The sequence below is a fragment of the Rhizobium sophoriradicis genome (genome assembly GCF_025200795.1).
Lineage (GTDB): Bacteria > Pseudomonadota > Alphaproteobacteria > Rhizobiales > Rhizobiaceae > Rhizobium > Rhizobium sophoriradicis.
Genome location: NZ_CP104152.1, coordinates 2,468,423 through 2,493,776 on the forward strand (window position 1 = coordinate 2,468,423; position 25,354 = coordinate 2,493,776).

Annotated in this window: 23 protein-coding genes and 3 pseudogenes; 9 read left to right on the forward strand and 17 right to left on the reverse strand. The window is 63.9% G+C overall.

Going from position 1 to position 25,354, the window contains the following annotated elements; all coding sequences use genetic code 11:
- Nucleotides 1–14: 14 nt before the first annotated feature.
- The 4 genes from N2597_RS12355 to N2597_RS12370 form a co-directional block, all read right to left on the reverse strand.
- The gene (locus N2597_RS12355; RefSeq protein ID WP_183599568.1) at nt 15–1,160 is read right to left on the reverse strand and encodes an ABC transporter ATP-binding protein; all 1,146 of its coding nucleotides are present in this window, start codon (nt 1,158–1,160) and stop codon (nt 15–17) included.
- Nucleotides 1,161–1,197: 37 nt separating this feature from the next.
- Nucleotides 1,198–2,049, reverse strand: coding sequence for a carbohydrate ABC transporter permease (locus N2597_RS12360; protein ID WP_183599571.1), 852 nt, complete (start codon nt 2,047–2,049; stop codon nt 1,198–1,200).
- On the reverse strand, nt 2,049–2,933 hold the full coding sequence (locus N2597_RS12365) for a carbohydrate ABC transporter permease (RefSeq protein ID WP_183599573.1): 885 nt from the start codon (nt 2,931–2,933) through the stop codon (nt 2,049–2,051). Before N2597_RS12365 ends, N2597_RS12360 begins: the two co-directional genes overlap by 1 nt.
- 206 nt (nt 2,934–3,139) lie before the next feature.
- Entirely contained in the window at nt 3,140–4,414 is a 1,275-nt protein-coding gene (locus tag N2597_RS12370; RefSeq protein ID WP_077992849.1) for an ABC transporter substrate-binding protein, read from the reverse strand.
- Between the two features lie 201 nt (nt 4,415–4,615).
- Here N2597_RS12370 and N2597_RS12375 point away from each other — a divergent pair, with 201 nt between their 5' ends.
- Together N2597_RS12375 and N2597_RS12380 are read left to right on the forward strand one after the other, a co-directional pair.
- A complete protein-coding gene (locus N2597_RS12375) occupies nt 4,616–5,824 on the forward strand; it encodes an ROK family protein (protein ID WP_183599575.1) in 1,209 nt (402 codons plus the stop codon).
- Between the two features lie 396 nt (nt 5,825–6,220).
- On the forward strand, nt 6,221–6,607 hold the full coding sequence (locus tag N2597_RS12380) for a cupin domain-containing protein (protein ID WP_010055119.1): 387 nt from the start codon (nt 6,221–6,223) through the stop codon (nt 6,605–6,607).
- A gap of 102 nt (nt 6,608–6,709) precedes the next feature.
- Here N2597_RS12380 and N2597_RS12385 read toward each other — a convergent pair whose 3' ends face one another.
- Both N2597_RS12385 and N2597_RS12390 read right to left on the reverse strand, forming a co-directional pair.
- A complete protein-coding gene (locus N2597_RS12385) occupies nt 6,710–7,165 on the reverse strand; it encodes a DUF4168 domain-containing protein (protein WP_183599577.1) in 456 nt (151 codons plus the stop codon).
- Nucleotides 7,166–7,347: 182 nt separating this feature from the next.
- The gene (locus tag N2597_RS12390) at nt 7,348–8,211 is read right to left on the reverse strand and encodes a DMT family transporter (protein WP_183599642.1); all 864 of its coding nucleotides are present in this window, start codon (nt 8,209–8,211) and stop codon (nt 7,348–7,350) included.
- A gap of 181 nt (nt 8,212–8,392) precedes the next feature.
- Here N2597_RS12390 and N2597_RS12395 point away from each other — a divergent pair, with 181 nt between their 5' ends.
- Nucleotides 8,393–9,814: an aminotransferase-like domain-containing protein gene (locus N2597_RS12395; protein WP_183599579.1), complete on the forward strand. Its 1,422-nt coding sequence runs from the start codon at nt 8,393–8,395 to the stop codon at nt 9,812–9,814.
- 269 nt (nt 9,815–10,083) lie between these two features.
- Here N2597_RS12395 and N2597_RS12400 read toward each other — a convergent pair whose 3' ends face one another.
- Together N2597_RS12400 and N2597_RS12405 are read right to left on the reverse strand one after the other, a co-directional pair.
- Nucleotides 10,084–10,485 carry a response regulator gene (locus N2597_RS12400; protein ID WP_183599581.1) on the reverse strand — a complete coding sequence of 134 codons (402 nt, stop codon included), beginning with the start codon at nt 10,483–10,485 and terminating at the stop codon, nt 10,084–10,086.
- A 10-nt stretch (nt 10,486–10,495) separates the two neighbouring features.
- Entirely contained in the window at nt 10,496–12,190 is a 1,695-nt protein-coding gene (locus N2597_RS12405) for a sensor histidine kinase (protein WP_183599583.1), read from the reverse strand.
- Nucleotides 12,191–12,541: 351 nt separating this feature from the next.
- Here N2597_RS12405 and N2597_RS12410 point away from each other — a divergent pair, with 351 nt between their 5' ends.
- Together N2597_RS12410 and N2597_RS12415 are read left to right on the forward strand one after the other, a co-directional pair.
- On the forward strand, nt 12,542–13,075 hold the full coding sequence (locus N2597_RS12410; RefSeq protein WP_183599585.1) for a GNAT family N-acetyltransferase: 534 nt from the start codon (nt 12,542–12,544) through the stop codon (nt 13,073–13,075).
- Nucleotides 13,072–13,365, forward strand: coding sequence for a hypothetical protein (locus N2597_RS12415; RefSeq protein ID WP_096764585.1), 294 nt, complete (start codon nt 13,072–13,074; stop codon nt 13,363–13,365). The genes N2597_RS12410 and N2597_RS12415 overlap by 4 nt, the downstream gene beginning before the upstream one ends.
- A 10-nt stretch (nt 13,366–13,375) precedes the next feature.
- Here N2597_RS12415 and N2597_RS12420 read toward each other — a convergent pair whose 3' ends face one another.
- Both N2597_RS12420 and N2597_RS12425 read right to left on the reverse strand, forming a co-directional pair.
- Nucleotides 13,376–14,008, reverse strand: a complete 633-nt coding sequence (locus N2597_RS12420; protein ID WP_096764584.1) for a Vgb family protein — start codon at nt 14,006–14,008, stop codon at nt 13,376–13,378.
- Nucleotides 14,009–14,036: 28 nt separating this feature from the next.
- Nucleotides 14,037–15,257, reverse strand: a complete 1,221-nt coding sequence (locus tag N2597_RS12425; protein WP_096764583.1) for a helix-turn-helix domain-containing protein — start codon at nt 15,255–15,257, stop codon at nt 14,037–14,039.
- A gap of 117 nt (nt 15,258–15,374) precedes the next feature.
- On the opposite strand from N2597_RS12425, the gene N2597_RS12430 reads away from it, so the two are divergent.
- Both N2597_RS12430 and N2597_RS12435 read left to right on the forward strand, forming a co-directional pair.
- Complete coding sequence (locus tag N2597_RS12430) at nt 15,375–16,172, forward strand: DUF899 domain-containing protein (RefSeq protein WP_183599587.1); 798 nt, start codon at nt 15,375–15,377, stop codon at nt 16,170–16,172.
- Entirely contained in the window at nt 16,094–16,399 is a 306-nt protein-coding gene (locus tag N2597_RS12435) for a hypothetical protein (RefSeq protein ID WP_406549686.1), read from the forward strand. The genes N2597_RS12430 and N2597_RS12435 overlap by 79 nt, the downstream gene beginning before the upstream one ends.
- 65 nt (nt 16,400–16,464) lie before the next feature.
- On the opposite strand, the gene N2597_RS12440 is transcribed toward N2597_RS12435, so the two are convergent.
- The 7 genes and pseudogenes from N2597_RS12440 to N2597_RS12470 form a co-directional block, all read right to left on the reverse strand.
- The gene (locus N2597_RS12440) at nt 16,465–17,469 is read right to left on the reverse strand and encodes an SDR family oxidoreductase (RefSeq protein ID WP_183599589.1); all 1,005 of its coding nucleotides are present in this window, start codon (nt 17,467–17,469) and stop codon (nt 16,465–16,467) included.
- 160 nt (nt 17,470–17,629) lie between these two features.
- Nucleotides 17,630–18,496, reverse strand: a complete 867-nt coding sequence (locus N2597_RS12445; RefSeq protein ID WP_183599644.1) for an inositol monophosphatase family protein — start codon at nt 18,494–18,496, stop codon at nt 17,630–17,632.
- Nucleotides 18,496–19,326 (reverse strand): glycerophosphodiester phosphodiesterase family protein, encoded by an 831-nt coding sequence (locus N2597_RS12450; protein WP_183599591.1) that lies wholly within the window; start codon nt 19,324–19,326, stop codon nt 18,496–18,498. The genes N2597_RS12445 and N2597_RS12450 overlap by 1 nt, the downstream gene beginning before the upstream one ends.
- 10 nt (nt 19,327–19,336) lie before the next feature.
- Nucleotides 19,337–19,987: pseudogene (locus N2597_RS12455) on the reverse strand (ABC transporter ATP-binding protein); the annotation flags it as partial.
- Nucleotides 19,987–20,409, reverse strand: a pseudogene (locus N2597_RS12460) (ABC transporter permease); the annotation flags it as partial. The pseudogenes N2597_RS12455 and N2597_RS12460, both read right to left, overlap by 1 nt.
- Before the next feature lie 3 nt (nt 20,410–20,412).
- The gene (locus tag N2597_RS12465; protein WP_183599593.1) at nt 20,413–21,303 is read right to left on the reverse strand and encodes a carbohydrate ABC transporter permease; all 891 of its coding nucleotides are present in this window, start codon (nt 21,301–21,303) and stop codon (nt 20,413–20,415) included.
- A 72-nt stretch (nt 21,304–21,375) separates the two neighbouring features.
- Nucleotides 21,376–22,675: pseudogene (locus N2597_RS12470) on the reverse strand (extracellular solute-binding protein).
- A gap of 206 nt (nt 22,676–22,881) precedes the next feature.
- Here N2597_RS12470 and N2597_RS12475 point away from each other — a divergent pair.
- Both N2597_RS12475 and N2597_RS12480 read left to right on the forward strand, forming a co-directional pair.
- Nucleotides 22,882–24,033 (forward strand): ROK family transcriptional regulator, encoded by a 1,152-nt coding sequence (locus tag N2597_RS12475; protein WP_106797532.1) that lies wholly within the window; start codon nt 22,882–22,884, stop codon nt 24,031–24,033.
- Nucleotides 24,034–24,302: 269 nt separating this feature from the next.
- Entirely contained in the window at nt 24,303–25,016 is a 714-nt protein-coding gene (locus N2597_RS12480) for a DNA helicase (protein WP_106797533.1), read from the forward strand.
- The last annotated feature ends 338 nt before the right edge of the window (nt 25,017–25,354 follow it).

Genomic DNA, 25,354 nt, shown 5'->3' on the forward strand with positions numbered 1-25,354 from the left:
GGGGCTGGTCTTTCCTATTTGTCGAGAATGGTCTTGCGGGCGCTGATCGTACGGCCGCCGTCGGGAGAGAAGAGATAGAGCTCGCCGGCATCGAGCTTCAGCGCCACCTTCTGGCCGGCGGCAAAGGGCGCGACGTAGCTGAGCTGCGCGGTGATGTTGCCGGTGCCGCTTTCCGACGCGATGGTTCGGAGACTGCCGGCATCGACATAGAGAATGGTCTCGCGGCCCAGATGCTCGACGAGGCACACTTCGCCATGCACCGCCCCGCTCTCACTGCCCTCGGCCACCACCGAGATCGCTTCGGGTCGCACGCCGAGCGTCAGGCCCGCGCCTTTGGCGAGCGCTGCGGGCTGTGAAAACTCCACCGTCAGCGGCGACAGGCCGGGCGCGGAGACGGTCACGCTGCGGCCGGAGACGGCATCGACGGTGACGCCGAGGAAATTCATGCGCGGCGCGCCGAGGAAGCCGGCGACGAAGAGATTGTCGGGGTTGCGGTAAAGCTCCAGGGGCGAGCCGACCTGCTCGATGATGCCCTGATTGAGCACGACGATGCGGCTTGCCATGGTCATCGCCTCCACCTGGTCGTGGGTGACATAGACCATGGTGGCACCGAGCTCGGCATGCAGGCTGCTCAATTCGACGCGCATCTGGGTTCGGAGCGCCGCATCGAGGTTCGACAGCGGCTCGTCGAACAGGAAAACCTCGGGCGAGCGGGTGATCGCCCGGCCGATCGCCACGCGCTGCCGCTGGCCGCCTGATAATTGCTTCGGCCGCTTGTCGAGCTGGTCGCTGATCCGGAGGATCTTGGCGGCGCGGGCGACGGCCGCATCGATCTCGGCCTTCGGGCGCTTCGCCATGCGGAGGCCAAAGCCCATATTCTCGGCCACCGTCATATGCGGATAAAGCGCATAGGACTGGAAGACCATGGCGATGCCGCGATCGCCCGGCTCCTGCCGCGTCACATCGCGGCCGTTGATCACGATCCGGCCCGATGAGATCGTCTCCAGGCCGGCGATGGATTTCAGCAGCGTGGACTTGCCGCAGCCGGAGGGGCCGACCATGACGATGAACTCGCCTTGCGCGACCGAAAGATCGATGCCGCGCAGCGCATGATAGGCGCCGTAATTCTTGTTGATCTCTCGGAGTTCGAGACTGGTCATATCCTGGCCCTCTCTTGTTGAAACGGAAGACGCCGGCTCATCCCTTCACCGCGCCCATAGTGAGGCCGGCGATGAAGTGCCGCTGCATCAGGAAGAACATGATGACGGGCGGCACGGCGACGATGATCGTGCCTGCCGAAACCAGGTTCCAGGCCGAAACCCATTCGCCGCGCAGATTGGCAAGGCCGGCGGTGACGGGCTTGACGCTGTCGCTAACGGTCAGCACCACGGCCCAGAAATAATCGTTCCAGACGAAGGTGAAGATCAGGATGGCGAGTGCCGCAAGCGCCGGGCGCACTAGCGGGATTACCACATGGATGAGCGTCTGGAACGGCGAGGCGCCTTCGGCGCGGGCCGCCTGGAACAGCTCGTCCGGCAGTGCCGCGATAAAATTGCGCATGAAGAGCGTCGCAAACCCGGTCTGGAAGGCAACGTGGAAGATGATCAGCGCCACCGTGGTATCGATGAGGTCGAGGCGCACCATCAGGTCGCGCACCGGGATCATCATGATCTGGTGAGGCAGGAAATTGCCGCCGACGAAGAGCGCGAAGATCAGCATGTTGCCGGGAAAGCGGTAGCGCGACAGCACGAAGCCCGCGAGTGTCGACAGCACCAGCACGCCGATCACCGAGGGAATGGTGATGATCAGGCTGTTCAGGAAATAACGCGCCATCGGCGTGTCGGTGAAGACGGCCCGGTAATTGTCGATGAGGCCGATCTCGGTCGGCCAGCCCCAGAGATTGCCGCCCATCACGTCCGCCGTCGAGCGGAAGGAGGTGAGGATGATCGCAAAGAGCGGGCAGAGCCAGAGGATCAGCACGAGGACGACGGCCGAGACATAAAAGCGGCGCTGCCAGGTCGCGCTTTCGGGAATGGGACGAGGATACATCAGCCTCCCCTCTCTTCGCTGCGGATGATGTGGGTGAGATACCAGGCGATGAAGACGGCCATGATCACGAAGAGCACCGAGGCGATCGCCGCGCCGTAGCCGAAGCGGTAGGAGAAGATCGACTGCTCGTACATCTGATAGGCGAGCACCGAGGAGGATCCGAACGGTCCGCCCGACGTCATCACCGAGATCATGTCGAAGGAGCGCAGCGCGCCGACGACGGTCACGGCGATGGCGATGAAGGTGACCTGCGTCAGCTGCGGCAGCACGATGTGGCGCAGCATGTTCCAGCCCCTCGCCCCATCGACGCGCCCTGCCCCGATCAGCTCTTCGCTCAGATTGTTGAGGCCGGCGAGATAGAGCACCATGCAGAAGGTGATCTGCGGCCAGAGTGCGGCGATGACGATCGCGAAAGTGACGAAATGTTCGTCCGACAGCACCGCCGGCGCCACCGCCCCGAAGGCCCGGAAGATCAGCGCCAGCAGCCCGAACTCAGGCGTATAGACCCAGGTGAAGACGACGCCGACGGTAACCGACGCCAGCACCAGCGGAATGAAGAACAGCGACTTCAGGAAGCGCATGCCCGCGATCTTCTGGTTGACCAAGAGCGCAATCGCGAGCCCGATCGGCGGTGCGGCCATGAACATGACGAGCCAGATCAGATTGTTCTTCAGCGACACGTAGAATTGCGGATCGCTGTAAAGCTCGACGTAATTGCCGAGGCCGATCCACACCATCGGCCCGAACCCGTCCCACTCGTGAAAACTGATCCAGACGCTACGGACCGCCGACAGCAGGATGACGGTGAAGAACAGCGCGATCGCAGGCGCGATAAGCAAAGTCGGGGTAAGCCACCAACGCTGGCGGCGCCATAATGTCTGCATTTCGAGAACCTTGTTTAAGGATAAGAGCGAGCGGCCCTCGTGGGGCAGCCCCTCATCCGGCTGCCCCCACCTTCTCCCCGTAAACGGGGCGAAGGGAACAAGCCGCAACCTCTCGGTCCCCCGCTCAACTCTCGCAGGGCACGTCCCCTCTCCCCGTCAGAACGGGGAGAGGGTTAGGGTGAGGGGCAACATAACGCGCTTGCGGCTCAAATCTTATAAATCCGCTTCCGCGTCCCCTCGAGGCGCGTCAAGATCGCCTTGCGCCGGTCCGGCTTGGCCATGAACTCCTGGAAGCCGACGAGCCCGGCCTGGGCCATGTCGGGGTCGCTGTCGCGGTCGTAATATTGCGAGGCGCCCTGAACCGTCTTCATCGTCTCGACGGCGACGTTGACGAGCGGATCCTTGCTCGGCGGCAGGTCGTGGCGCGGCGGCACGTTGCCGCCCGGCTCGAGATAGGCGGCGAGGTTTTCCGGCTTGTAGAAATAGGCGAGGAAATCGCGCGCGCCCTGCTTGTTCTTGGCCTTGGCGGGAATATGGACAGAGTTGACCGAGAATTCCTCGAAATGGCCGACCTTGGGATCGAGAACCGGGAAGGTCGCGTAGGCGAGCTGCGGCAGGTCGGCTTCGGTGAAGGCCGAGCGCAGGAAGGCGCCGAGGTTCATCATGCCGGCCTTCTTCTGCGCCAGCAGCGCTGCGGCCTCCTGCCAGCCGAAGGAGGTGTGGTTGGGGGTGAAGAAGCCCTTTCCGATCATCGCCTCCCACTGGTCGAAGACCGGGGTCAGCGCCGGATCGAGATAGCTCATCTCGCCGTTCATCAGCGCCATGTGCTTATCGAGCCCGTTGATGCGCAGGTTCATCTGGTCGAACCAGCCGGCCGCCGGCCACAATTCCTTGGTGCCGATCGCGATCGGCGTAATGCCGGCCGCCTTGCACTTGTCGCCATAGGCCATGAAGTCCTCGGCGGTCTTCGGCACCGTCAAGCCGTATTGCTCGAACACATCCTTGCGGTAGAACATGCCCCAGAGCGTGCCGCCGGTGGGAAGGCCGTATTGCTTACCGTCCTCGGTGACGGCGCCGGCCGTCGCACCGAGCACGTCGTTGTATTTTTCCTTCTCGAACAGGTCGGAAATATCGTCGAACAGGCCGCGCTTGACGAAGGCGCGCATGCGGTTGCCGGAGAACCAGAAGCAGATATCCGGCGCGCCGGCGACGAGATAATTGCGGATCGCCGTCTTGTGCGCCTCGTGGTCCATATTGTTGACGACGACGTTGACGCCGGCTTCCTTGCTGAAGCCCGCAGCGATCGACTTCAGCGCATCGAGCGCCGCACCGTTGTTTTCCGACGAGATGATCGTCACTTCCTGCGCCTGCGCGATCGCAGGCATCGGAAAGCTGCCGGTGACGGCCGCCGCGGAGACGAGGCCCGCCCCCTTGAGAAAGGTTCTGCGCGTGGCTGCAGGAAATTGCTTCGAATATGCCATTGAATTCCTCCCGGTGATCGATCAACACCGCCCGCGTCCAGCGACCTCCTCCTTGAAGCCCGCCCGATCAGGCGCTCGACATGCCGACCTCCACGATGCACGCCCCTAATCCGTTTGGCTCGTTCTGTTGATCGGCGGGCAGACTTATGCATAAATTAACTCGACCCGCAATGATTAATTTACAAAATTAAGGAATGAAAAGTGAAGCTCAAAGGCGACCAGACCACGGCAAGAGCCATGAACCGACGCCTCATCCTCAACCTTCTCCGGCGCGAAGGGCCGAGGAGCCGCGCCGATATTGCCACGGTGATCGGCCTCTCCCCGGCCGCCGTCACCTTCGTCGTCGCCGATCTGCTGGAGGAAGGCATCGTCGTAGAGGGACAGGCGGTGCCGGGGCCAGCCGGCCGCAGGCCGATCCCGGTCGAGATCAATTACCAGCATGCGCTCGCCGTCGGCTTCAAGCTGATGGTGGATTCGGTGGAATGCGTGGCGACCGACCTTGCCACCAACCCCGTTGCCGCCATGCGCGTCGGCCTTGCCGGCCATGATCCCGACGATGTCGCCGATCTCCTGGCGGGCACCGTGCCCGAGCTGGTCAAGCTCGCCGGCCGGCCGAAGGCCAAGCTCGCCGGCATCGGCATCTCCATGCCCGGCGTCATCAACCACGAGCAGACCGCCTGCGTGCGAAGCCACCGCTTCAAATGGGACAACGTTCCGCTGGCCTCGCTGGTCGCCGCCCGCGTCCACGTGCCGGTCTGGCTGGAGGACGATACCAACGCCTATGCCATCGCCCAGCAGCTCTTCGGCCTCGGCCGCCAGCACCGCAACATGGCGGTTCTCGCCGTCGGTGTCGGCATCAGCTGCGCGCTTGTCATCGACGGCAAGCTCTATCGCGGCGCCAATGGCGCGGCCGGCAAATTCGGCCACACACTGTTCGAGGAAGGCGGCCGGCTCTGCGAATGCGGCAAACGCGGCTGCCTGATGGCCTACCACTCGGAACTGTCGATGCTGCGCCGCTGGCGCGAGGCGACCGGCCGCGAGGACCTCGGCCTGGCCGAACTGCGCACCGCCCTCGCCTCCGGTGATGCCGCCGCCACCGACCTCGTCGCCCATTCCGGCCGCAGCATCGGCACCGCCCTTGCCAACCTCGTCAACATCACCGACCCCGAAGTCATCGTCGCCGGCGGCGAAGCCGTCTCCCTCGGCGACCATTTCCTCATTCCTCTGCGCGAGGCACTCGCCGCCCGCACCTTCCGCACCGCCCCGCCGCTTTTGCCCGACTGGGAAGACAATTCCTGGGCCCGGGGTGCCGCGGCGCTGGTGACGCAAAAGATCTTCGACTTCGAGTCCTCCGGCGGGGTGACGGATATTGCGACGCTGGGTGTGAGAAGCTCGACGTCGGCGGCTTGAGGTGCGGGAGAACGGCGGATCGATCCATCGGACGGAGCGTGTTCGCACCCCCCTCTGCCCTGCCGGGCATCACCCCCACAAGGGCAGAGATCGGCTGGGCGCGATGGCTTCCCCCAACAACGAGCGTCACAGGCTGAGGAAACGGTAGAAAGCGCAAAGTTAAGGCCCCTTGCCAATCTCCCCACCTGTGGGGGAGATGGCCGGCAGGCCAGAGGGGGGCTTGCACGGCACGACAGAGGATAAAATCCTCCCAACACCCGGAGCCACCCGCCGCAGCCAGAGATACACGCGCTTACAAAAATGGGGGGTTCCCGACACATCCCTGGTTCAATCATCGACTGAAATGCCGGTGCGGCCGAATGGGCCGAGAAACGTCAATTCAGGAAGGATGACAACATGAAAATGATCCAGGCTATCGCACTCGCCTTTGTTCTCGGCGCCGCGGCGACCGCGCATGCGGAACAGCCGGTGCAGCGCACCGATCTCATCAAGAACGATATCGACGTGCCCGGTCACGAGGTCGTTCAGGTGCGCGTCGATCTGGCTCCGGGCGTTCTCGCCCCCAATCACTCGCATCCCGGCGAGGAGGTCGCCTTCGTGCTTGAGGGAACACTGGAATACCAGCTCGAAGGCAGGCAACCGGTTACCCTCAAAGCCGGCCAATCCCTGTTCATTCCATCAGGCGTCGTCCATTCGGCGAAGAACGTCGGCAGCGGCAAGGCATCGGAGCTGGCAACCTACATCGTGCGCAAGGGCGAGGCACTGGTCGTGCCCGCCAAGTGAGGCCGTGTCGGGATCGGGGCGGGCGCAGGAAGCGCTCGCCGCGTGGACTTCCAGCCCGACCGCCCCTCACCCGACTTTAAGGATGATGCAGGAGCGGGCTGTCTATTGCTGCTGCTGCGACTGTCCCGGCGGCGGTGTGCCGATCTTTTCCAGAACCTTCTTGGCCAAAGCCGGATCGCTCTGCGCCGCCGTCAGGATAGAGGAATATTCCTCGACCGAGATATCGTTGGAGGCTTCGACGGTATCGACCATCTGCTTCTTGGCCTCTTCCTGCAGCTTTTGCTTTCCGGCCTCATCCTTCGTCGCGTCGATCTTGGCCGAATATTCCTGCCTGACCTTATCGACCTGCAGGTAGGCAACGGCAAAGGCCTCGAGTTTCTGATCGCTGACGGGGGCCGTCGCAGCCGTACCGCCGCTCTGGCCCTGCATCGGCGCCTGGCCCTGCGCGGCAGGCTGCTGTTGCGCTTGGGCCATTTCCACGGCGGAAGCCGGGCTGAACGCCAGCAGGCTGAAAACCGCAGCGGTCATCGTTGCGACAGGTGTGTAACGAGTGATCATATTCGTTCCTTTTTCACGTGCGTTTTTGACGGCAGCAAGACCGCCTCGGTCGATCGCTCAGCCGCTGAAAGGCCGGCGAGGTCGCGACGATGAAGCCTGAAATGGGCACGATGCGGCGGTAACGGGGCCATTTGCTGACGATTGAGCGGCAGCTTTGTGACCGGTGGAGGCCGGCGCACGCCCTACCGCGCAAACCTTCTGGCCGCCGCCACGCAGAGAATAACCGCGACCGTCACCCCAAGCATTGCCCACGTCACCGGCTCGTGCAGCAGGGTGGCGGCGAGCGCCAGGCCGAAGAAGGGCTGGAGCAGCTGCAGCTGGCCGACGGCGGCGATGCCGCCCTGCGAAAGGCCCCGATACCAGAAGATGAAGCCGATCAGCATGGAAAACAGCGAGACATAGGCAAGGCCGAGAAGCGCCGGTGTTTCGATGCCGGCAAAATTCGCCGGTCGGTATAGAAACGCGACCGTCACCATCAGCGGCAGCGACAGCACCAGCGCCCAGGAAATCACCTGCCAGCCGCCAAGTGTGCGCGACAGCCTGCCGCCTTCGGCATAGCCGAGGCCACAGACGAGGACGGCCGCCAGCATCAGGAGGTCACCGAGCGGTGACGCGCTCAGGCCCTGCGTCAGGGCAAAGCCCGCCACCAGCGCACTGCCGAGAATGGAAAAGAGCCAGAAGGCCGGCCTTGGCCGTTCGCCGCCGCGGATGACGCCGAAGGTCGCCGTGGCCAGCGGCAGGAGGCCGATGAAGACGATGGAATGAGCCGAGGTGACATGCTGCAGCGCCAGCGCCGTCAGCAGCGGAAAGCCCACCACGACGCCGAGCGCGACGACGACAAGCGAGACGATATCGCGCCCTGACGGCCGCTTTTCACGAAAGACGATCAGCAGGCAGAGCGCCAATACCCCGGCGATCGCCGCGCGCGCGACGGTCAGGAACAAGGGATCGAACTGCGCCACCGCGACACGCGTCGCCGGCAGCGAGCCGCTGAAGATCACCACGCCGACCAAGCCGTTGATCCATCCTGCCGTCATGCGTTCCATCATGCACTCTTCCTACCGGACCCTGCCGTTCAATCCCTGCTCGGGCCTTGGACGGCGGGCATGAAAACAATGACTTGAGGCGGCCAATTGAATCAAATTCGAAGGCCGCGCGCTGCCGCCTTTATCGCTCAGCACGGATGGCCAGAACAGTGACAGTCTGATACGATTTAGACAAACTGTTATGGTGCGGAAAGCAATACAGATGAACGAAGAACTGGCAGGGCGCACACGCGTGGAGATGGTGGTCGCCACGATCCGCCAACGCATTGCCGGCCGCAGCCTGGCGCCCGGCGCAAGGCTGCCCTCGGTCCGCGGCTTGGCGGCGACGTTGAAGCTGTCGACATCGACCGTGGTCGATGCCTATGAGCGCCTGGTCGCCGAAGGCGCGATCCTGGCGAGACCAGGCTCCGGCTTCTATGTCGCCAACCAGGCAGCACCCTTTGCGCTTGCCGAGGCCGGGCCGAAACTCGACCGCGCCGTCGATCCGTTCTGGATATCGCGGCAATCGCTGGAGGCCGGCGAGAGTGACCTGAAGCCCGGATGCGGCTGGCTGCCGCCTGCCTGGCTGCCCGGCGAAGCCATGCGCCGCGGGCTCAGAACGCTTTCCCGCGCCGACGGACCGGCGCTCGCCGACTACGGCTCGCCGCTCGGCCTGCCGCCACTGCGCCAGCTGATTTCGCGGCGCATGGGCGAACGCGGCATCGAGGCCTCTCCGGATCAGATCATGCTGGTCGAATCCGGCACCCAGGCCATCGATCTGCTCTGCCGTTTCCTGCTGGAACCGGGCGACACGGTGCTGGTCGACGACCCCTGCTACTTCAACTTCCATGCGCTGCTGCGCGCCCATCGGGCGAAGATCGTCGGCGTGCCCTACACCCCGTCCGGCCCCGATATCGACCAGTTTGCCCAGGTCGTCGCCCATGAGCGGCCGCGGCTCTACATTACCAATTCCGCCATCCACAACCCCACCGGCGCGGTTCTTTCCCCGGTGACGGCCCATAGGCTCCTGAAACTCGCCGATCAGTTCGATCTCACCATCATCGAGGACGATATCTTTGCCGATTTCGAATACACGCCGGCGCCTCGTCTGGCTGCTTTCGACGGGCTCGAGCGGGTCATCCACATCGGCAGCTTTTCGAAGACGCTGTCGGCCTCGGCCCGCTGCGGCTTCCTCGCCGCAAAACCGGAATGGATCGACGGCCTGACCGACCTCAAGATCGCCACCTCCTTCGGCGGCGGCCGCCTGACGGCGGAACTGGTGCTGAACGTCTTGAGCGACGGCAGCTATCGCAAACACATGGAGACGCTCAGAAACCGGCTTTCCCGGGCGATGGGCGAGGTCTCGGCCCAGCTGAAAGGCTTGGGGATAACGCCCTGGCTGGAGCCGCCGGCCGGGATGTTCCTCTGGTGCCGGCTGCCCGACGGCAACGATGCGGCCGACGTGGCGCGGGCCGCGTTGGAAAGAGGGATCGTGCTCGCTCCGGGCAATGCCTTCAGCCTGTCGCAGACTGCAACGGATTTCATGCGGTTCAATGTGTCGCAGACGCTGGATGCGCGGGTGTTCGAGGTGTTGGAGGAGGTATTGGGGAGGCAGAGGAAGTGAGAATGAATACGTTCGCCGTTGGCCCTCGCTCACGCTCCGGGCATTCGCTCCTATCGTCGCTCACCCCCTCATCTGCCTGCCGGCATCTTCTCCCCGCTGGGGAGAAGGGGTGTGCGGCAGCGTCTCGCCTTCCTCAAAAAGCGCGGTCGGAAACACGGACGTGGCCGCGCGCTCCCCTCTTCTCCACATCGGGGAGAAGGTGGCCCACAGGGTCGGATGAGGCGGCTGCACGGCACGCCCTTCATCCTCATCTCGTTCAACGCCACCCCTCAAAACGACCGATTGACCGCCTTGTCGTTCTCCAGCCGCGTCACGCAGCCCTCCAGCTTGGCGAGCAGCAGGTCGAAGTCGAGCGGCTTGGTTAGATAGTCCGCCGCACCGGCCCGCAGGCCGGCAAGCGTGTTTTCACGGTCGGTCAGCGCCGTCAGCAGGATGAAGGGAATGTTGGAGAGCTCCGGGTGATTGATCTGGATTTCCGCCAGAAGCTGGTGCCCGTCCATAACAGGCATGGAAATATCGCTGATGACGATGTCGGGCCATTTCGACAGGATCACTTCCAGTCCTTCGGCGCCGTTGGAGGCCTGGAGCGTCCTGTACCCGGCTTCGTTCAACTCTTCGACGAGGAGATTCCGGATCTCGACTTCGTCTTCTATGCACAGGACTGTAACCATGATCTTTTCCTTAAGCTGCGACTTGTTGATCCGACAATAGAACCTCTATTGGCAGACGAATGGTAAATGTTGTGCCCTTGCCAAGCTCGCTCGTCACCTCGACGCTGCCGCCATGCAGTTCGACGACCTGCTTGACGAGGTTGAGTCCGATGCCGGTCCCGGCAATGCCCGTGGCGCTGCGGGCCCGGTAATAGGGTTGGAACAGTTTCGGCAGATCATCCGCATCGATGCCGATGCCACTGTCGGCAATGGCGATTTCCACCGTTTTTTCGTCAACCCAAGCGCGAGCATAAATGTCAGACGCATCGGGCGAATATTTGACGGCATTCGAAATCAGGTTGGTGAAGACCTGTTCCATCGCAATGCGATCGAAGGTCAAGAGGTCAGGTATCTCGAGATCGAGATGGACGACATGCGAGCGGCTGAGCTCGCGCTGTCTGTCGCAGCAGGCGACGAGCAGGGCTTTCAGATCGCCTTCGCTCCGCTTCAGTGTGATCTGTCCGGTTTCCAGCCGGCCGCTGGCGAGAATGCTCTCCATCAGATCGACCATGCGCACGACCGCGCTGCGGATCACCCCGGCTTTTTCGTGAACGTAATCGCCGCTGACATTGGTCGTCGAGCGGCAAAGCCGCTGGGCGGCGGCGTCGATGATCGCAAGCGGCGTTCGAAATTCGTGCGAGGCCATGGCGACGAACTGGCGCTGGAGCGCATTCACCTGGCGTTCGTGTGCCAGAAGCCGGTCCAGCTCCGCCCTTTGCCTTTCGATTTCGGCCGTCCGATCGGCCACCATCTCTTCCAGATGGTTGCGGTGGTGGGTGAGCTCGGCCTGGCTGTCGAGCAGGGTCATCGACGTCCGGTGCAGGCCGCGTCCGAGCCAGAACACGGCGGCGATCAGCAGCGCCAGGCAGCCGAGCCCTGCCGGCGCGATCTGCTGAAGCAACATGAAGCCCGGCCGGATCGGCTGCCATACGAGATAACCGATCGTGCCCCCATCGTGGGACGATACGGGCACATGCGCCCGCTCGTCCGGGCCTTGCGAAAGCGTAAAACGCAGGCCTTCGAGCCTGGCATAATGGGCGATGTCTTCGGCGACCTTTACGTCGATGAACTTGATCGAGACGGCGATGAATTCCTGGCCTGCCTGGATCTGCATCCGCGTCGAACTGGGCAGCATGGGGCGCGCGCTTGCGATCGCCGGCCTGTCGCCGATCATGATCGTGCGGACGCTAGCCAACTGGCCAAGCGGTTCGGCTCCAGGCTTCGCAGCCCCCTCGACGAGCGCGGCCCGCATCTCGCTGGCCAGTGCATCCACCTGCTCGCCGTCGTCGCTGCCAAGCCGCGGCGGCATCGCATCCACGCCATCGCGGAAGGCAAACATCAGCCGGCTGGTATCATCGAAAATATAAGTCCTGTCGTGCCCGAAATACCGGCTCGTCCATTTGCCAATATTCTCCAGCAGCCATTCATGGTTCCGCTGCTTGGCGTAAAGGAAAGCGTCGTCCCATTTGGTAACGCTTTCCTGCTCGCGCGGAAGCGCGTGGATTCGTTCTTCCAGCCCCTGGCCGACGAAATCCGCCTGCCGACGCAAGTAGAAATCATCGACTTTCACGGAGGCAAGCCAGGCAAAGCCGCAAAACAGCACCGCCGCCGCTGAGGTGAGCACCACCAGGACGAGTGTGATGTGCGATGTGAGCCGGACCTTCAATTACCGCAACCTTTTGACAGCTTTCGCTACTAGAGAAATTGACACGCAAAAGTTGACGGACGATGAATTGCTCCCCGGAGAGGGGTTGTAACCCGCCCTGGACCAGAAGATCGCAAGAAGCAGCGCCGAGCGCGTGCTTCGAGGCATCAGCCCTGCGGGCTGCGCACCTCAGCATGAGGGAAGGTTGGAGATCGCCGCTCGCCGTGCCCACGAGAGCCTCATCCTGAAGGTGCCCCGGAGGGGACTCGAAGGACAAGGCGGGTGTGCTGAAGGAAATTCGACCAATCTCTTCAGCACATGCATGAATTTAGCTACAGATCAGTACCGCCAGTCGCCGTGAAAGGAGAAAATATGGACGCAGTCACCTTGCCCGATACATCTGGCATCAGGATCGACCCAATCGCCGCCGCCCATATCGACAGCTTTCACCGCGCCCTCGACACCGTCGCACGCGAGAAAAAGTTTTTGAGCATGTTCGAGGCGCCGCCGCTGCCGCAAACGCGTGATTTCGTCATGGACATGATCGCGAAGGGCAATCCGCAATTCGTCGCCGCCATTGGAGACGAGGTGGTCGGCTGGTGTGACATCCGCCGGCATGCCTACCCCTCGCACGCTCATCGCGGCAGCCTCGGAATGGGCATTCTTCCCACCTATCGCGGCAAGGGTCTCGGTCGGCGGATCATCGAGACGACGCTGAAGGGAGCGCAGGAAGCCGGTCTCTTGCGGGTCGAGCTCGATGTCCATGAAGACAATAGCCGCGCCATTGCTCTTTATGAGAAAGTGGGCTTCACACGCGAAGGCATAGCCCGGCGCGCCGTACGCATCGACGGCCGGTTCATCGATGCGATCAGCATGGCTCTGTTATTCGACGAGGGCAGCGCATGAGCGACATGTCGAGAATGGAATTCGAGCAGGCAGTGGGCGAAGAACTCGGCAGCGCGGTCTGCCCGCCAGTGCCGTTCGAGGATGCCTCGGCGCATGAGTGTTACGAGGTGATCCTCGATGTTCTCGGGGATCGGGTGACGCCGGAGGTGCTGTCCGCAATTCCGGACGATCGGATAACCACCTTGGCGGCGCGGTTCGGCAGCTATTTCGAAGTCGATCCCCCGTCCGAGGAACAGGTCAGGTCTGCCATCCGGGGGATCTTGTACAGGTGGCCGGCCGGCTCGCTCTGATGCCGCAGCCTCACCCCGGCCGGCGCACCGCGCGGATCTTGCCGCTGCCGCCGCCGCCACAGAAAAAGCAGTCGCGCCCGTCGGATTCGAGGCCGGAGACACCGGCGCCTTCCGGCATCTCCAGCCGTTCCAGCACCTCTCCGGTATCAGGATCGATGCGCCTGACGTCGCTGTCGTCGCCTTCCCAGGTGCCGTGCCAGAGCTGGCCGTCGACCCAGGTGACGCCGGTTACGACGCGGTTGGATTCGATGGTGCGCAGGATTTTGCCGGTTTCGGGATCGATCTGGTGGATCCTGCGGCCGCGATGCTGGCCGACCCAGAGCGTGCCCTCGGCCCAGGCAAGGCCGGAATCGCCGCCATTGCCGGGCGCCGGTATGGTGGTCAGGATCTGGCCGGTCTTCGGGTCGATCTTGTGGATGACATCCTCGGCGATCTGATAGAGGAATTCGCCATCGAAGGCCGTTCCGGCATGGGAGGCGACCTCGATCGAACGCACCACCTCACCGCTGTCGGGATCGAGCGCGTTCAGCCTGTCGCCCGAGGCGAACCAGACGTGCCGGCCGTCAAAGGTGACGCCGTTGACTCGGTCAGCGCCGGGAAAAGGCCCATATTCACGCAGGATCGTTGCAGCCGATTTCTTCATCTCTTCCTCCTGATGGATTTACCCCACCTTAGTCGCTCGGCAGCGGCCCGGGGAGTAACAAGATCGTCGGGAAAGTTGCGAGCGGCGGGCTCAGCCAGCGGCGCGCCCGCCCGCGCCCGAGCGATTGCGCCTTGCCCTCCCCGGCCAGCACGTCCAGAGCCCGCTGCACGGTGCGGGAGCTCGCGCCGAGCGCAATCGACAGCGCCGAAGTCGACCAGGCCTCGCCATCGGCCAGAAAGGCGAGCACCGCCGCATGCGGTCCTTCGACGAGCGGCGCAATCACGGCGAACTCGCCACCGCCGCGCGGCGAGAGGCGAAAGCCGCGTTTCGTCGCCGAAATCTCCGCAAGACTTTTCAGGGCGCCGCGCAGCCGGCCGATCTCGACGCGCAACCGGGCGCGATGCGATTCATCGGCATGCTTGCCGCGGAAGGCGCGCGCGATGAGCGCGCCGCGCGCGACATCGCCCGGCCAGGCCTCGGCAAGCGCGCGGGCAAGGGCGAAAAGCACCGGCCGCGTCGCCAGCGACAAAACGGTATCGCCGTTGCGCACGACATGGCGGCAGGCATCGACGACCAGCGTCTCCCCGGAAAACAGCGCCTCCACCTCTTGAAGCAGCAGCGGGCGCTCGCCGCCATGGGAAATCAGCCGCGCAGCCGGCATGTCGAGCACACGGGTGGCGGCTTCGACCTCCGCCGTCAGCGCCGGGATATCGGCTTCGCGCGACGAAATCCTTGCCCGCTCGAGCGCCGCGCGCGCCGCCTCGGTCCGGAGTCGGCGCACGGCGATGCCTGATGCCACCAGCTCATGGGCGGTCCGCAAGGCCGGCGGCAGCGGCGTCGGGTCGAGCGCGCCAAGCGCCTGCTCTGCCTCGTCGAGCCGACCGATCAGCACCAGCCGGCGAATAGCGATATTGCCGGCATGGGCGGCGTTGACCCGGTCGCCGCGGGCCTGAAGCGTTGCCCGCGCCACCTCCAGCGCCTTGACCGGCCGGGTAAGGTCGCGAGAGGCGAGTGCGATCTCGGCCTCGGCGACGACGCAGCGGGCGCGGGCAACCGCCTCGCGCGGGCCGAAGGCGCGCGCCGCACTCTTCAACAGCGCCTTGGCGCGGACGAGGTCGCCGAGCTGCGCCATGGCAATGCCGCGCAGCGCCAGCGCCGGCGCATCGTCGCGCAGCGCCACCCGCTTCAGAGCGCCGAGCGCATCCCCCGATGCCAGTGCCCGCGCGGCGGCGGTGATCAGCGAGTCCATTCAAATCCCGTCATACTTGTCACTCCCGCCATTTGCCTGACCGGCGGTAATCTTCTCGCAAGCGGCCGGCAAAGCCGCCGGATGCTACGACAATTTGCAAGCAAAGGAGAAGACCCCATGACCGGTGAACTGAACGCAACGCGCGAGCGCTGGCTGGCGGCGAGACTCGATCTGCTCGAAGAGGAGAAGGAACTGACGCGGCGTAGCGACGCGCTGGCCCTCAAGCGCCAGCAATTGCCGCGGGTAAGGATCGACAAGCAATATCGCTTCGACACCGAAAGCGGCGATGCCTCGCTGCAGGACCTCTTCGGTGGACGCTCGCAGCTGCTCGTCTATCACTTCATGTTCGGCCCGGATTACAGCGCCGGATGCCCCTCCTGCTCCTCGATCGCCGACGGCTTCAACGGCTACTTCATCCATCTCGAAAATCACGACGTCGCCTTCTGGGCGGTCTCGCGCGCACCGCTTGCAAAGCTTCAGGCCTTCAAGCGGCGCATGGACTGGAGTTTTCCCTGGGCCTCCTCCGCTGGCAGCGATTTCAACGGCGATTTCAGCGTCTGGTTCAGCGCCGAAGAGCAGCGCTCGGGCGGCATCGAATACAACTACCGCCGCGAGCCGCCCGCCCCCGAACCCGCGCCCGGCGCCGCCGTCCAGGAATGGCAGCTGCGCGGCAGCGAAGCGCCGATCGTCCAGATCGCGTCGATGACCGGCACCGACGTCGCCACCTACACCCGCGACCGCCCCGGCGTCAGCGCTTTCGAGCTGATCGACGGCGCCGTCTACCACAGCTATTCCAGCTATGCGCGCGGGCTGGACGGGCTCTGGGGCGTATACCAATGGCTCGACCGCGCGCCGAAGGGTCGCAACGAAACCGGCATCTGGTGGCGCCACCACGACCGCTACGGCAAGGAGTGACGCCGATGCCGCTCGCCGCCGCCGATTACCTGTCGCTCGCCGCCGCCCCGACCTTCGCGATCATGGCCCTGCTGACGGCCGCAACCGGAAGTCACGACATGATCTGCATGACGACGCCGGATGCCTTCCCGATCGGCGGAATGGCGCCGATGTACCTGCTGATGAGCGGCTTTCATCTGGCTCCTTGGCTGAGGCTTGCTGGCGGGCGAGGTGTGGGCCGGCAGTGATTTCTTCCGCCAACTCGGCTTGAGTGCCGCGCACCGTACAGAAATCCAGCACACCACGCAGCCGCCTACCAAAACCGATGCCGGCTGCCGAGAGCCAGCCGCCGGCGCGGCGGCGTTCTCGCCGCGGCACCGAATGCCAGCACGGCAACCGCGGCAAGGCCGAGGAGCAGCGGCGCCGAAAATCGGTGCGGCGATCGGAGCCCGCCGTCGATGTGAGCAGCGTCCGTGGAGGGCCGGTAGAGATTGCCGTCGCTTTCGACGGCGCGCGGCGCCCGTTTGAAATAGCCGGCCATCAGCCGGGCGAGCGTTCTGGCGGCGAGATTGGGCGCCAGCAGATGGGCGAGTCTCGTCGCACTGGTGACCACGCCAACCGTTGTGGTGGCACGCGGCGATCTGGCGACGCTGACGATCGCCTCGGCCACACGGCGCGCATCGAGGACCGGCGGCGGCGCGGAAACCTGCCGCCCGACGAAATTCGCTCCGTGCCGAAGGCCCGGGGTATCGGCAAAGGCAGGATAGACGTCGCAGATGTGGATGCGGGGCTTGTCGGCGAGCTCCGCCCTCAGCGCCTCGGAGAAGCCGCGAAGGCCGAACTTGCTGGCGCTGTAGGCGGTCGCAAACGGCGCCGCCGCAAAGCCGCCGAGCGAGATCATGTTGATGAAGACGCCCCTGCCCTGCTCCAGGAAGATCGGCACGGCCGCATGGGCATCGTTGATGTGGCCGATCAGATTGGTGCGGATAACCTGCTCATGAGCCTCGATCGGAGTTTCCTCGAACCGGCCGACCGCGCCGACGCCGACATTGCTGACCCAGACATCGATCCCGCCGAGGTCCTTCGCCTTGTCGGCAAGCGCCTTGACGGCGGTAGGCTCGGTCACGTCGGTCACGACGGAGATCGCCTCCGCCCCGAGCCCTCTGCACGTCTCAGCAACCTTTTCCAGCGCCTCGCCGTTGCGCGCCGCCAGCACCAGCCTGCTGCCGCGCCGGGCGAAAGCCTCGGCAGCGGCCTGGCCAATGCCGCTCGATGCTCCCGTGATAACCACGACTGCATTTTCGAGGTTGATAGACATCGTTGATCCCTTCTGTCCGACTTGGGAATGCACCCGCCTACACGGGCACAGGGACCGAACACATCCGCGCAACCGGAGTTCCCGGTTCTATCGGCGCGACGTTCGTGCGGCCGCGCGGGCGGCGTCCCGCCTCCCGCACGGCAAGCCGGCTCGCCGGTCGCTATCCCTCCGACAACACCCGGCGGATCGCTTCCCAGCTTTCCGCGTCCGGCGCCAGCAGGAGGCGCCCGACGGACATGGCCGGCCGGTAGACTTCGCCGGTGAGGAGTGCGCCGTAGCCGCCGGCCTCCCGGTGAATGAGGACGCCGGCGGCGTGGTCCCACGGTTTGAGTTCGGCATTGAGCGAGAAGCTCATCGCGCCTGTCGCCACCATCCGGTATTCATGCGCCGAGCAGCGCCATGTGGTGGTGCGGGCAAAGCGCAGCAGGCGCTGCGCATAGACCGGCTGATCCTCGGCGGGGAACATCTGCAGCGGCACGAAGCCATGCATCTCGCCGAGCGGCGATGGCGGCGCGACGGAAAGCCGGGTCTCTATGCCGTTGCGGGCGATGTGCCATGCGCCCTCGCCCTGCCGGGCGGCAAGAAAATCGCCCGTGACGGGATAGTGGATCAGCCCGGCCACCGTTTGCCCGCCGGAGGCGATCGCGACGATCATGCCGAAGAGCGGCACGCCATGAGCGAAATTCCAGGTGCCGTCGACGGGATCGATGATGACGGCGAGATCGGCATCGGCGAGCCGCGAAAGGATTGAAGGGTCGGCCGACACCGCCTCTTCGCGGACGAGCAGCGCCTTGGGAAAGCGCGCCGAAAACGCCTCGGTGAGCCGCCGCTCGGCGCCGATATCCGCATCGGTCACCAGATCGTCCGGGGCCGTCTTGGTACGGATGCCCTCGGCGGTGACGCCGAGGAAGCGGGGCAGGATTTCCGCCTCCGCCGCCTCACGCATATCCTGCATCAGCGCAGCGAAAAGGCTGTCGGAAATTCCGCTGAAGCCTCGTGCCGGCTCGGCGGCCTTGAATGCTCCCATCATGCCCGGCGCGCCTCGATGTAGGCCTTCAGCGCTGCCGGCTGGTCGGTCTGGATGACGCTGATGCCCGATGCCATCATCCGGCCCCAGACCGCATCGGGATCGGCAAGGGCTGCGCTGTCGGTCAGGCCGCAGCAGGAGACCGGATCGAGCGTATTGACCCAGAGCGAGATGCCGGCCTCGCGCAGGCGCGGATGCTGGCCGGCGAGCGTTTCCAGCCGGTCGAACTTGGCTTCGCACATGAAGGGCTTGATCGAGAGGATGGTTTCTGCCGTCCGCTCGGCGGTTCCCTCCTTGAAGAAGGCCTGGCCCATGAAAGGTATGCCGTCGATCCCGCTCCGTCCGGAAAGCCAGGCGAGCGCTTCCGGCGTGCCGGCCGGCGCTTTGAGGTCGACCTGGTCGGCCATGCCCATTTCCTTGACCTTGGCTGCCACGACTTCCATCATTTCGAGATGCTTTATGTCGAGATCGACGAAGATGCGGCCGCGCACGGTTTCGAGCACCTGTTCGAGCGTCGGAACGGTTTCGGTCGTGAAGGGCTGGCCGGGGCCGCCATCGGCCATGCGCAGCCTGAGGCTGGTGATTTCGGCAATCGTCATTTCCTCGGGAATGCGGTCGACGCCCGCCATGCGCATCAGCGTATCGTCATGAAGGATGAACAGCACGCCGTCGGCGCTCTGGCGGATATCCAGTTCGACGATGTCGTAGCCGCCGGCAATGGCGGCCTCGATCGCCGCCAGGCTGTTTTCGGGCGCATGGAGCCAGGCGCCGCGATGGGCGACGATGGCGCAGGGACGCGACGGATCGGCAATATAATCGATATATTTCATGGGGCTTCCTTCAATGGGCGGCGAATGCGCCGGGTATGGCCCTGCCGCTCTCCGCATCGAAGAGATGCAGGCGGGAGGCAGGGATAGTGAGAGAGAGCTCGCCGCGGTCCAGAACCTCCGCGCCGAAAGGTGTCGCAATCCGGACGACCGAGCCGCCGAGCTCGGCCGCCAGGATCGCGTGCGAGCCGAGATCCTCGCGAAAACGCAGCGCGGCGGTGACGGCGCGGCCGTCGGCCTTGCTGTCGAGAAGAATATCCTCCGGCCGGATGCCGAGCTGGTAGCTGCCGGTCAGCGGCGCTTGCACCGCAACCTGCCCGTCGGCGAGCCTCAGCACCGTGCCGTCGCCGGTGACCGGCAGGATGTTCATCGGCGGTGCGCCGATGAATTTTGCCACGAAGACTGAGGCCGGATGGTGATAGATCGCCTTCGGCGTGTCGAACTGTTCGATGCGCCCCTTGTTCAGGATCAGGATGCGGTCGGCGAGCGTCATCGCCTCCACCTGATCGTGGGTGACGAAGACGGTGGTGGCACCGATGCGCCGGTGGAGCTCAGCGAGTTCGACGCGCATGTCGTGACGCAGCTGCGCATCGAGGTTGGACAGCGGCTCGTCGAAGAGCAGCACGCCGGGTTCGCGCACGATGGCCCGGCCGATCGCCACGCGAGCAAGGCATTTACCGGCGAAAACACGTTCGACGCCACCTGATAGGTGGTGATGACGCGGATCTCGATCGGCAGCATGATGGTCGCGAGGATCAGCGCAAACACCACGCCCGCCCAGCGGACACGAAAATAGACGATGGCATAGGCCGACAGGAACGACAGCACGCAGGTGGCGATCGCATCGCCGAGGGCGACCGCCAGGCTGTTGAGCATCTGGATCGGGATGTGCGTTTCGGAAAAAACCCGCGCCATGTTGGAGAACAGCTGGTCGCCCGGGATCCACGCCAGCCCGTTGCGCAGCATATATTCATGGGATTGCGAGGCCGTGACGAGCGTCAGGTAGAGCGGCCCGAGAATATAGAGGATGCCGACGACGAGGATGAGGCTGGCGGCGATGTTGAGGGAACGCGCGTTTTCGATCATGGGTCACCGCTCGTAGTTGATGCGCCGGCCGAGGAAGAGGAACTGGGCGGCGGTGAGGAGAACGACGAAGACCATCAGGATCGCCGTCTGCGTCGAGGCGCCGGACAGGTCGTAGCCGGAAAAGCCGTCGGTATAGATCTTGTAGACGAGCAGCGTCGTCGAGCCGCCCGGCCCGCCCTTGGTGATCGTGTCGATCAGGGCGAAGGCCGAGGTAACCCTTTCGGTGAATTCCAGCACCAGCGTCAGGAAGAGCTGCGGCGCGATCAGCGGCAGCTGCACGTCGAGGATGCGCCGCCACGGCCCTGCCCCATCCATGGCGGCCGCCTGGTGCATGGTGCGCGGGATCGATTGCAGCCCGGCGAGCAGGATGACGAAATTGAACGGAATGCCGCCCCAGACATGGGCTGCTATCAGCGTGATGAAGGCGTCCGTGCCATCGATGCCAGGCGCCCAGATGCCGGGAACGATGGAATTGAGCGGCGCAAGCACGCCGACGAACGGATTGAAAAGGAAGGCGAAGACGACGCCGATCGAGGCGCCCGCCACGCCCTTCGGCCAGACGAGAACGTTGCGGGCCGGCAGCGAGAGGCGGATCTTGCGATCGGCCGCGACTGCCAGGATCAGCGGGATCAGCACCGCCAGCGAGGAGCCGGTGATCATGAAGACGATGGTGCGCCAGCCGGCCTCCCAGGTTTCCGGATCGGAGAGCACACGGACGAAATTCTCTGATCCGACGAACATCGAGCCGCCGCCGAAGGGGCGTTCGAGAAAGAACGACCAGTAGAAGGCCTGGAAGATCGGCGCATAGAAGAACAAGACGATCAGCAGCATGAACGGCGCCACCAGAAAAAGCGGCAGCCAGCGATGGCTGAAAAGCGAAGATTCCGACGTCATGGGAGGAGGCCCTGCATGGAAAGAACCGTGCGGGGCGCGCGGCTCCGCGCGTCCGTACGGGGGAGTGTCCGGTCAGTGCAGCTTTGCGCCCTTGTAGGTCTGCCCGAAGCGGCGCAGCAGTTCGTCGCCGCGCTTCTTGCCGCTGTCGAGTGCTGCCTGCATGGTCTTCTCCCCAGCAAAGGCCTTCTGGGTCTCCTCCATGAAGATCTGTCGGAACTGGACATAGAAACCGAGGCGGATGCCGCGCGTATCCGGCGTGCGCGGCTCGTTCATCGAACCGATGCCGAGGGCCGCGGTGGCATATTTCGGCGAACTGGCCTCGCCGCTCTTTTCGATCGCCTCCATCACATCATTGGTGACGGGCACGTAGCCGGTGGCCGCGGTAAAGGCCATCTGCTGCTCGGGACGGCGCAGGAAATCGAGAAAAGCCTTGGCGCCTTCGATTTCGGCCTTCTCATGACCCTTAGATCGAGGCGCCGCCGACGAACGTGTTGTGACGCTCGTGGCCCTGATACATCGGCGCCAGGGAGACGGTCAGTTCATACTTGCCTTTGAAGGCCTTGGCGGAGGCCCTATAGGAGCCCGAGGAATTTTCCATCATGGCGCATTCGCCGGCATTGAAGGCGGCGGTGAAATTGCCGGCCTTGGTATCGCTTCCGAGCTTCACCAGGCCTTCCTTGCGCCAGTCCACCAGGTTCTGCAGATGCTTGGCGGCGAAGGTGGTGTTGAAGACATATTCGGCGTCGAGGCCATCATAGCCGTTGTGCTTCGAGGCGATCGGCAGACCGTGGCGGGCCGAGAACTGTTCGAGCACACGCCAGGTGTCGCCATCGGTCGTGAAGGGGCAGGCATGGCCCGCGGCCTTCAGCTTGCGGGCGGCCTCGATGATCTCCTCCCACGTCTCAGGCGTCTTGGTGATGCCGGCTTTCTCCAGCTCGGTTCTGTTGGTGTAGAAGAGCAGCGTCGAGGCATTGTAGGGCTGGGCAAACAGCTTGCCGCCGGAGGTTTCGTAATAGGCGCGGGCGCCGGTTATGTAATTGTCCCATTTGACGTCGGGCAGTTCGTCCTGGACCGGCACGACGGCGTCCGACAGCATTAGGTCGAGCGTACCGGCGTCGAAGAACTGGATGAGGACGGGATGGTTCTTGGCGCGGAAGGCGGCAATCGCCTTCTGCATCGACACCTCGTAGCTGCCCTGCCCGACGCAGGTGATGTGATGCTCGGACTGCGCTGCATTGAAAGCAGCGCACTGATCCTGAATCGCCGTTTCGACGACACCGGTATTGCCGTACCAGAATTCGATATTGGCGGCCTGCGCAGAACATGCGCCCGCCGTCAGCGCGGCCGCAGCCGCCAGAATGGAAATCTTCATCTTGCCCTCGCCTGTTTGATCGGCCGGCTCACTGCCCGCCTTCGGTGATGGCGCATTACTACACACAGTGTGTAACAATTTGGTGACGGATCCTGGCTTGCGGCGACAACAGGCTGTTGCTATAGGCTCAAAGCACGAAATCACCGCTGGAGACGGGCCTGATTACTACACGCATATGGTAATTATCGACGACCGAGGTGTTGGATATGACCTATTTCCCGGAGCCGCTGATCGCCCCGCACTTCCTGCGCGAAGGCGGTGGAGTCGTTTCTCCCAACGAACGCGATCTCCTGAGGCTGATCTGGCGCAATCCCGGCCTCTCCCGCTCCGAAGTCACCGGCCACACCGACCTCACCCAGCAATCGGTCTATCGCATCATCGACCAACTGGAGGAACGCGGCATAGTCTCCTTCGGCTCGCCGAAGCCGGGCGCCGGCCGCGGCCAGCCGAGCCCGACGCTGCGGCTGGACGGCCGTTACGCCTACTCCTGCGGCATCTCGGTCAATACTGACGTGATCGGCATCTGCCTGATGGATCTGTCGGGCAAAGTGCTCGCCGAAAGCAGCATCACCCTGCGCGAGCGCTCGATGGCCCAGTCGCTCGATCTCGTGCTTGAGCAGATGACAGAGCACCAGAGGCAGAACGGGCTCTCCGACGAGGCATTCTTCGGCATCGGCTTCGGCATTGCCGGCTTCCACGTCAGCGGCACCCGCTACAACGCGCCCCTGCCGCTGCACGAATGGTCGCTGATCGAGCTCGGGCCGCTGCTGACGGACTTCTTCAAGAAGCCCGTCTGGGTCCATAATGGCGGAAAGGCGGGCACGGTCGCCGAATCCATGTTCGGCGCCGGCCGCTACATCAGGCACTTTGCCTATCTCAGCTTCAATTACGGCTTCGGCGGCGGCCTCGTCAGCAATGGCGAACTGCTGCATAGCGGCGTCGGCAATGCCGGCGAATTCTCCGGCATCTACGATGCCGAGGAAAGCAAGCGCCGGCCGGCCCTGCAATACCTGATCGAAAATCTCAACCGCAACGGCCTCGATATTCCGTCGATCACCTACATGCGCAAGCATTTCGACACAAAATGGCCGGGTGTTGCGGAATGGGTGGACAAGGTGACGCCGGCCTACAACCGCCTCATTAACGCGATCTGGGCCATCTTCGATCCGCAGGGAATCGTCTTCGGCGGGCAGATCCCGCCGGCGCTCGCGCAAATGCTGATCGATCGCACCGAGATCTTCGATCGCCCCCGCTACGGCGTCGGACGCCGCCACCCTAAGCTGATCATCTCCGAGATCGCAAGCGACGCCTCCGCCATGGGCGCCGCCATCGCGCCGTTCAAATCGGCGTTTTATTGATTCCGGCGGCTTATCAACGCGAGCGGAGACCGACTCCGGTAATTTCCTCCGTTTCCGCCTGGCGGCGTTACAGATTTTTTGCTCCGAGGCGGCGCAGGCAATTTTCGGCCGAATGGACCTGCGCTATGATCTGATTCCGGCGCAGCCCACGCCTCCCCCCTCCATCGGGAAAGCAGACGTCATGCGGGGCTACCTGACACCGAACCGACTGTTCGAGCACCTGGCATAAGGAGGGATTGCGAAAGCCGCTCGCAATAGGAGGTTTATGCATGAAGACGACTCAGCCCATTTATCACCTTAAGCGTAAGGCCAAGGCGCTGTCGCGCGCCGAGGATATACCGCTGCATCAGGCGCTCGACCGCGTAGCCAAGGACGAGGGTTATAGCCGCTGGAGCCTGCTCGCAGCAAAGGCATTGGAGACCTTGCCCGCCAGCGAGCTGTTTGCACACTTGCGGCCCGGCGACCTCCTGCTCGTCGGCGCCCGGCCCGGCCACGGCAAGACCCTGATGGGGCTTAAACTCGCGGTCGAGGCGATGAAATCAGGCCATCCCGGAGTGTTCTTCTCGCTGGAGTACACACGAGAGAATGTGGATGATCGCTTTCGCGCTATTGGTATCGACCGGGTCCAGTTCGATCACCTGTTTGAATTCGACGGCTCCGACGCTATCAGCGCCGACTACATAACCGCGAGACTGGCCTCCGCCCCGCGTGGCACTCTTGTGGTCGTCGATTACCTCCAGCTGCTCGACCAGAAGCGGGAAAACCCGGAACTCTCGGCCCAGGTCGGCACTCTGAAGGTCTTCGCGCGCCGACACGGCATGATCATGGTCTTCATCGCTCAGATCGACCGATCCTTCGAGGTGGCGCGAAAGCCCCTGCCCGACATAGGCGACATTAGGCTGCCAAACCCGCTTGACCTGCAGCTGTTTGACAAGGCGTGCTTTCTGAACAACGGAAAGATGGTCTTCGGCGCGGCGGTTTAGGGCACTGCGCTGCCCCGGTCGCAGGTCTCACGCCTGACCCGCGACCGGTTTTTGCGAGCGGACCAATTTGCGCATCTGGCGTGAGCGCCAGAGACGGACCTTGCTCCGCTGCACCCGTTTAACTTAGGGCAGGCATGAGCGGACACGATAACCCTTTCGAGTATTGTGGTCGATGTCGGCCAGCCGTAGCGCTTCCGCCGGGCGACGCCCCGACGATGAACCGGAGCGACCGAGGGAAAGGCTCGGAAACGGGCAGACGACAGCACCGATGCGCCGAGACTATCCGGTTCCGATTGTCTTCCCGCCTAAAACTGTGCCATGACCTGTCAACCCTAGAC

Coding starts and splice junctions, on each gene's coding strand:
- N2597_RS12355 (WP_183599568.1), bottom strand. CDS start 1,160: ATGACCAGTCTCGAACTCCGAGAGATCAACAAGAATTACGGCGCCTAT.
- N2597_RS12360 (WP_183599571.1), bottom strand. CDS start 2,049: ATGTATCCTCGTCCCATTCCCGAAAGCGCGACCTGGCAGCGCCGCTTT.
- N2597_RS12365 (WP_183599573.1), bottom strand. CDS start 2,933: ATGCAGACATTATGGCGCCGCCAGCGTTGGTGGCTTACCCCGACTTTG.
- N2597_RS12370 (WP_077992849.1), bottom strand. CDS start 4,414: ATGGCATATTCGAAGCAATTTCCTGCAGCCACGCGCAGAACCTTTCTC.
- N2597_RS12380 (WP_010055119.1), top strand. CDS start 6,221: ATGAAAATGATCCAGGCTATCGCACTCGCCTTTGTTCTCGGCGCCGCG.
- N2597_RS12385 (WP_183599577.1), bottom strand. CDS start 7,165: ATGATCACTCGTTACACACCTGTCGCAACGATGACCGCTGCGGTTTTC.
- N2597_RS12390 (WP_183599642.1), bottom strand. CDS start 8,211: ATGGAACGCATGACGGCAGGATGGATCAACGGCTTGGTCGGCGTGGTG.
- N2597_RS12395 (WP_183599579.1), top strand. CDS start 8,393: ATGGTGCGGAAAGCAATACAGATGAACGAAGAACTGGCAGGGCGCACA.
- N2597_RS12400 (WP_183599581.1), bottom strand. CDS start 10,485: ATGGTTACAGTCCTGTGCATAGAAGACGAAGTCGAGATCCGGAATCTC.
- N2597_RS12410 (WP_183599585.1), top strand. CDS start 12,542: ATGGACGCAGTCACCTTGCCCGATACATCTGGCATCAGGATCGACCCA.
- N2597_RS12415 (WP_096764585.1), top strand. CDS start 13,072: ATGAGCGACATGTCGAGAATGGAATTCGAGCAGGCAGTGGGCGAAGAA.
- N2597_RS12420 (WP_096764584.1), bottom strand. CDS start 14,008: ATGAAGAAATCGGCTGCAACGATCCTGCGTGAATATGGGCCTTTTCCC.
- N2597_RS12425 (WP_096764583.1), bottom strand. CDS start 15,257: ATGGACTCGCTGATCACCGCCGCCGCGCGGGCACTGGCATCGGGGGAT.
- N2597_RS12430 (WP_183599587.1), top strand. CDS start 15,375: ATGACCGGTGAACTGAACGCAACGCGCGAGCGCTGGCTGGCGGCGAGA.
- N2597_RS12435 (WP_406549686.1), top strand. CDS start 16,094: ATGGCTCGACCGCGCGCCGAAGGGTCGCAACGAAACCGGCATCTGGTG.
- N2597_RS12440 (WP_183599589.1), bottom strand. CDS start 17,469: ATGTCTATCAACCTCGAAAATGCAGTCGTGGTTATCACGGGAGCATCG.
- N2597_RS12445 (WP_183599644.1), bottom strand. CDS start 18,496: ATGGGAGCATTCAAGGCCGCCGAGCCGGCACGAGGCTTCAGCGGAATT.
- N2597_RS12450 (WP_183599591.1), bottom strand. CDS start 19,326: ATGAAATATATCGATTATATTGCCGATCCGTCGCGTCCCTGCGCCATC.
- N2597_RS12465 (WP_183599593.1), bottom strand. CDS start 21,303: ATGACGTCGGAATCTTCGCTTTTCAGCCATCGCTGGCTGCCGCTTTTT.
- N2597_RS12475 (WP_106797532.1), top strand. CDS start 22,882: ATGACCTATTTCCCGGAGCCGCTGATCGCCCCGCACTTCCTGCGCGAA.
- N2597_RS12480 (WP_106797533.1), top strand. CDS start 24,303: ATGAAGACGACTCAGCCCATTTATCACCTTAAGCGTAAGGCCAAGGCG.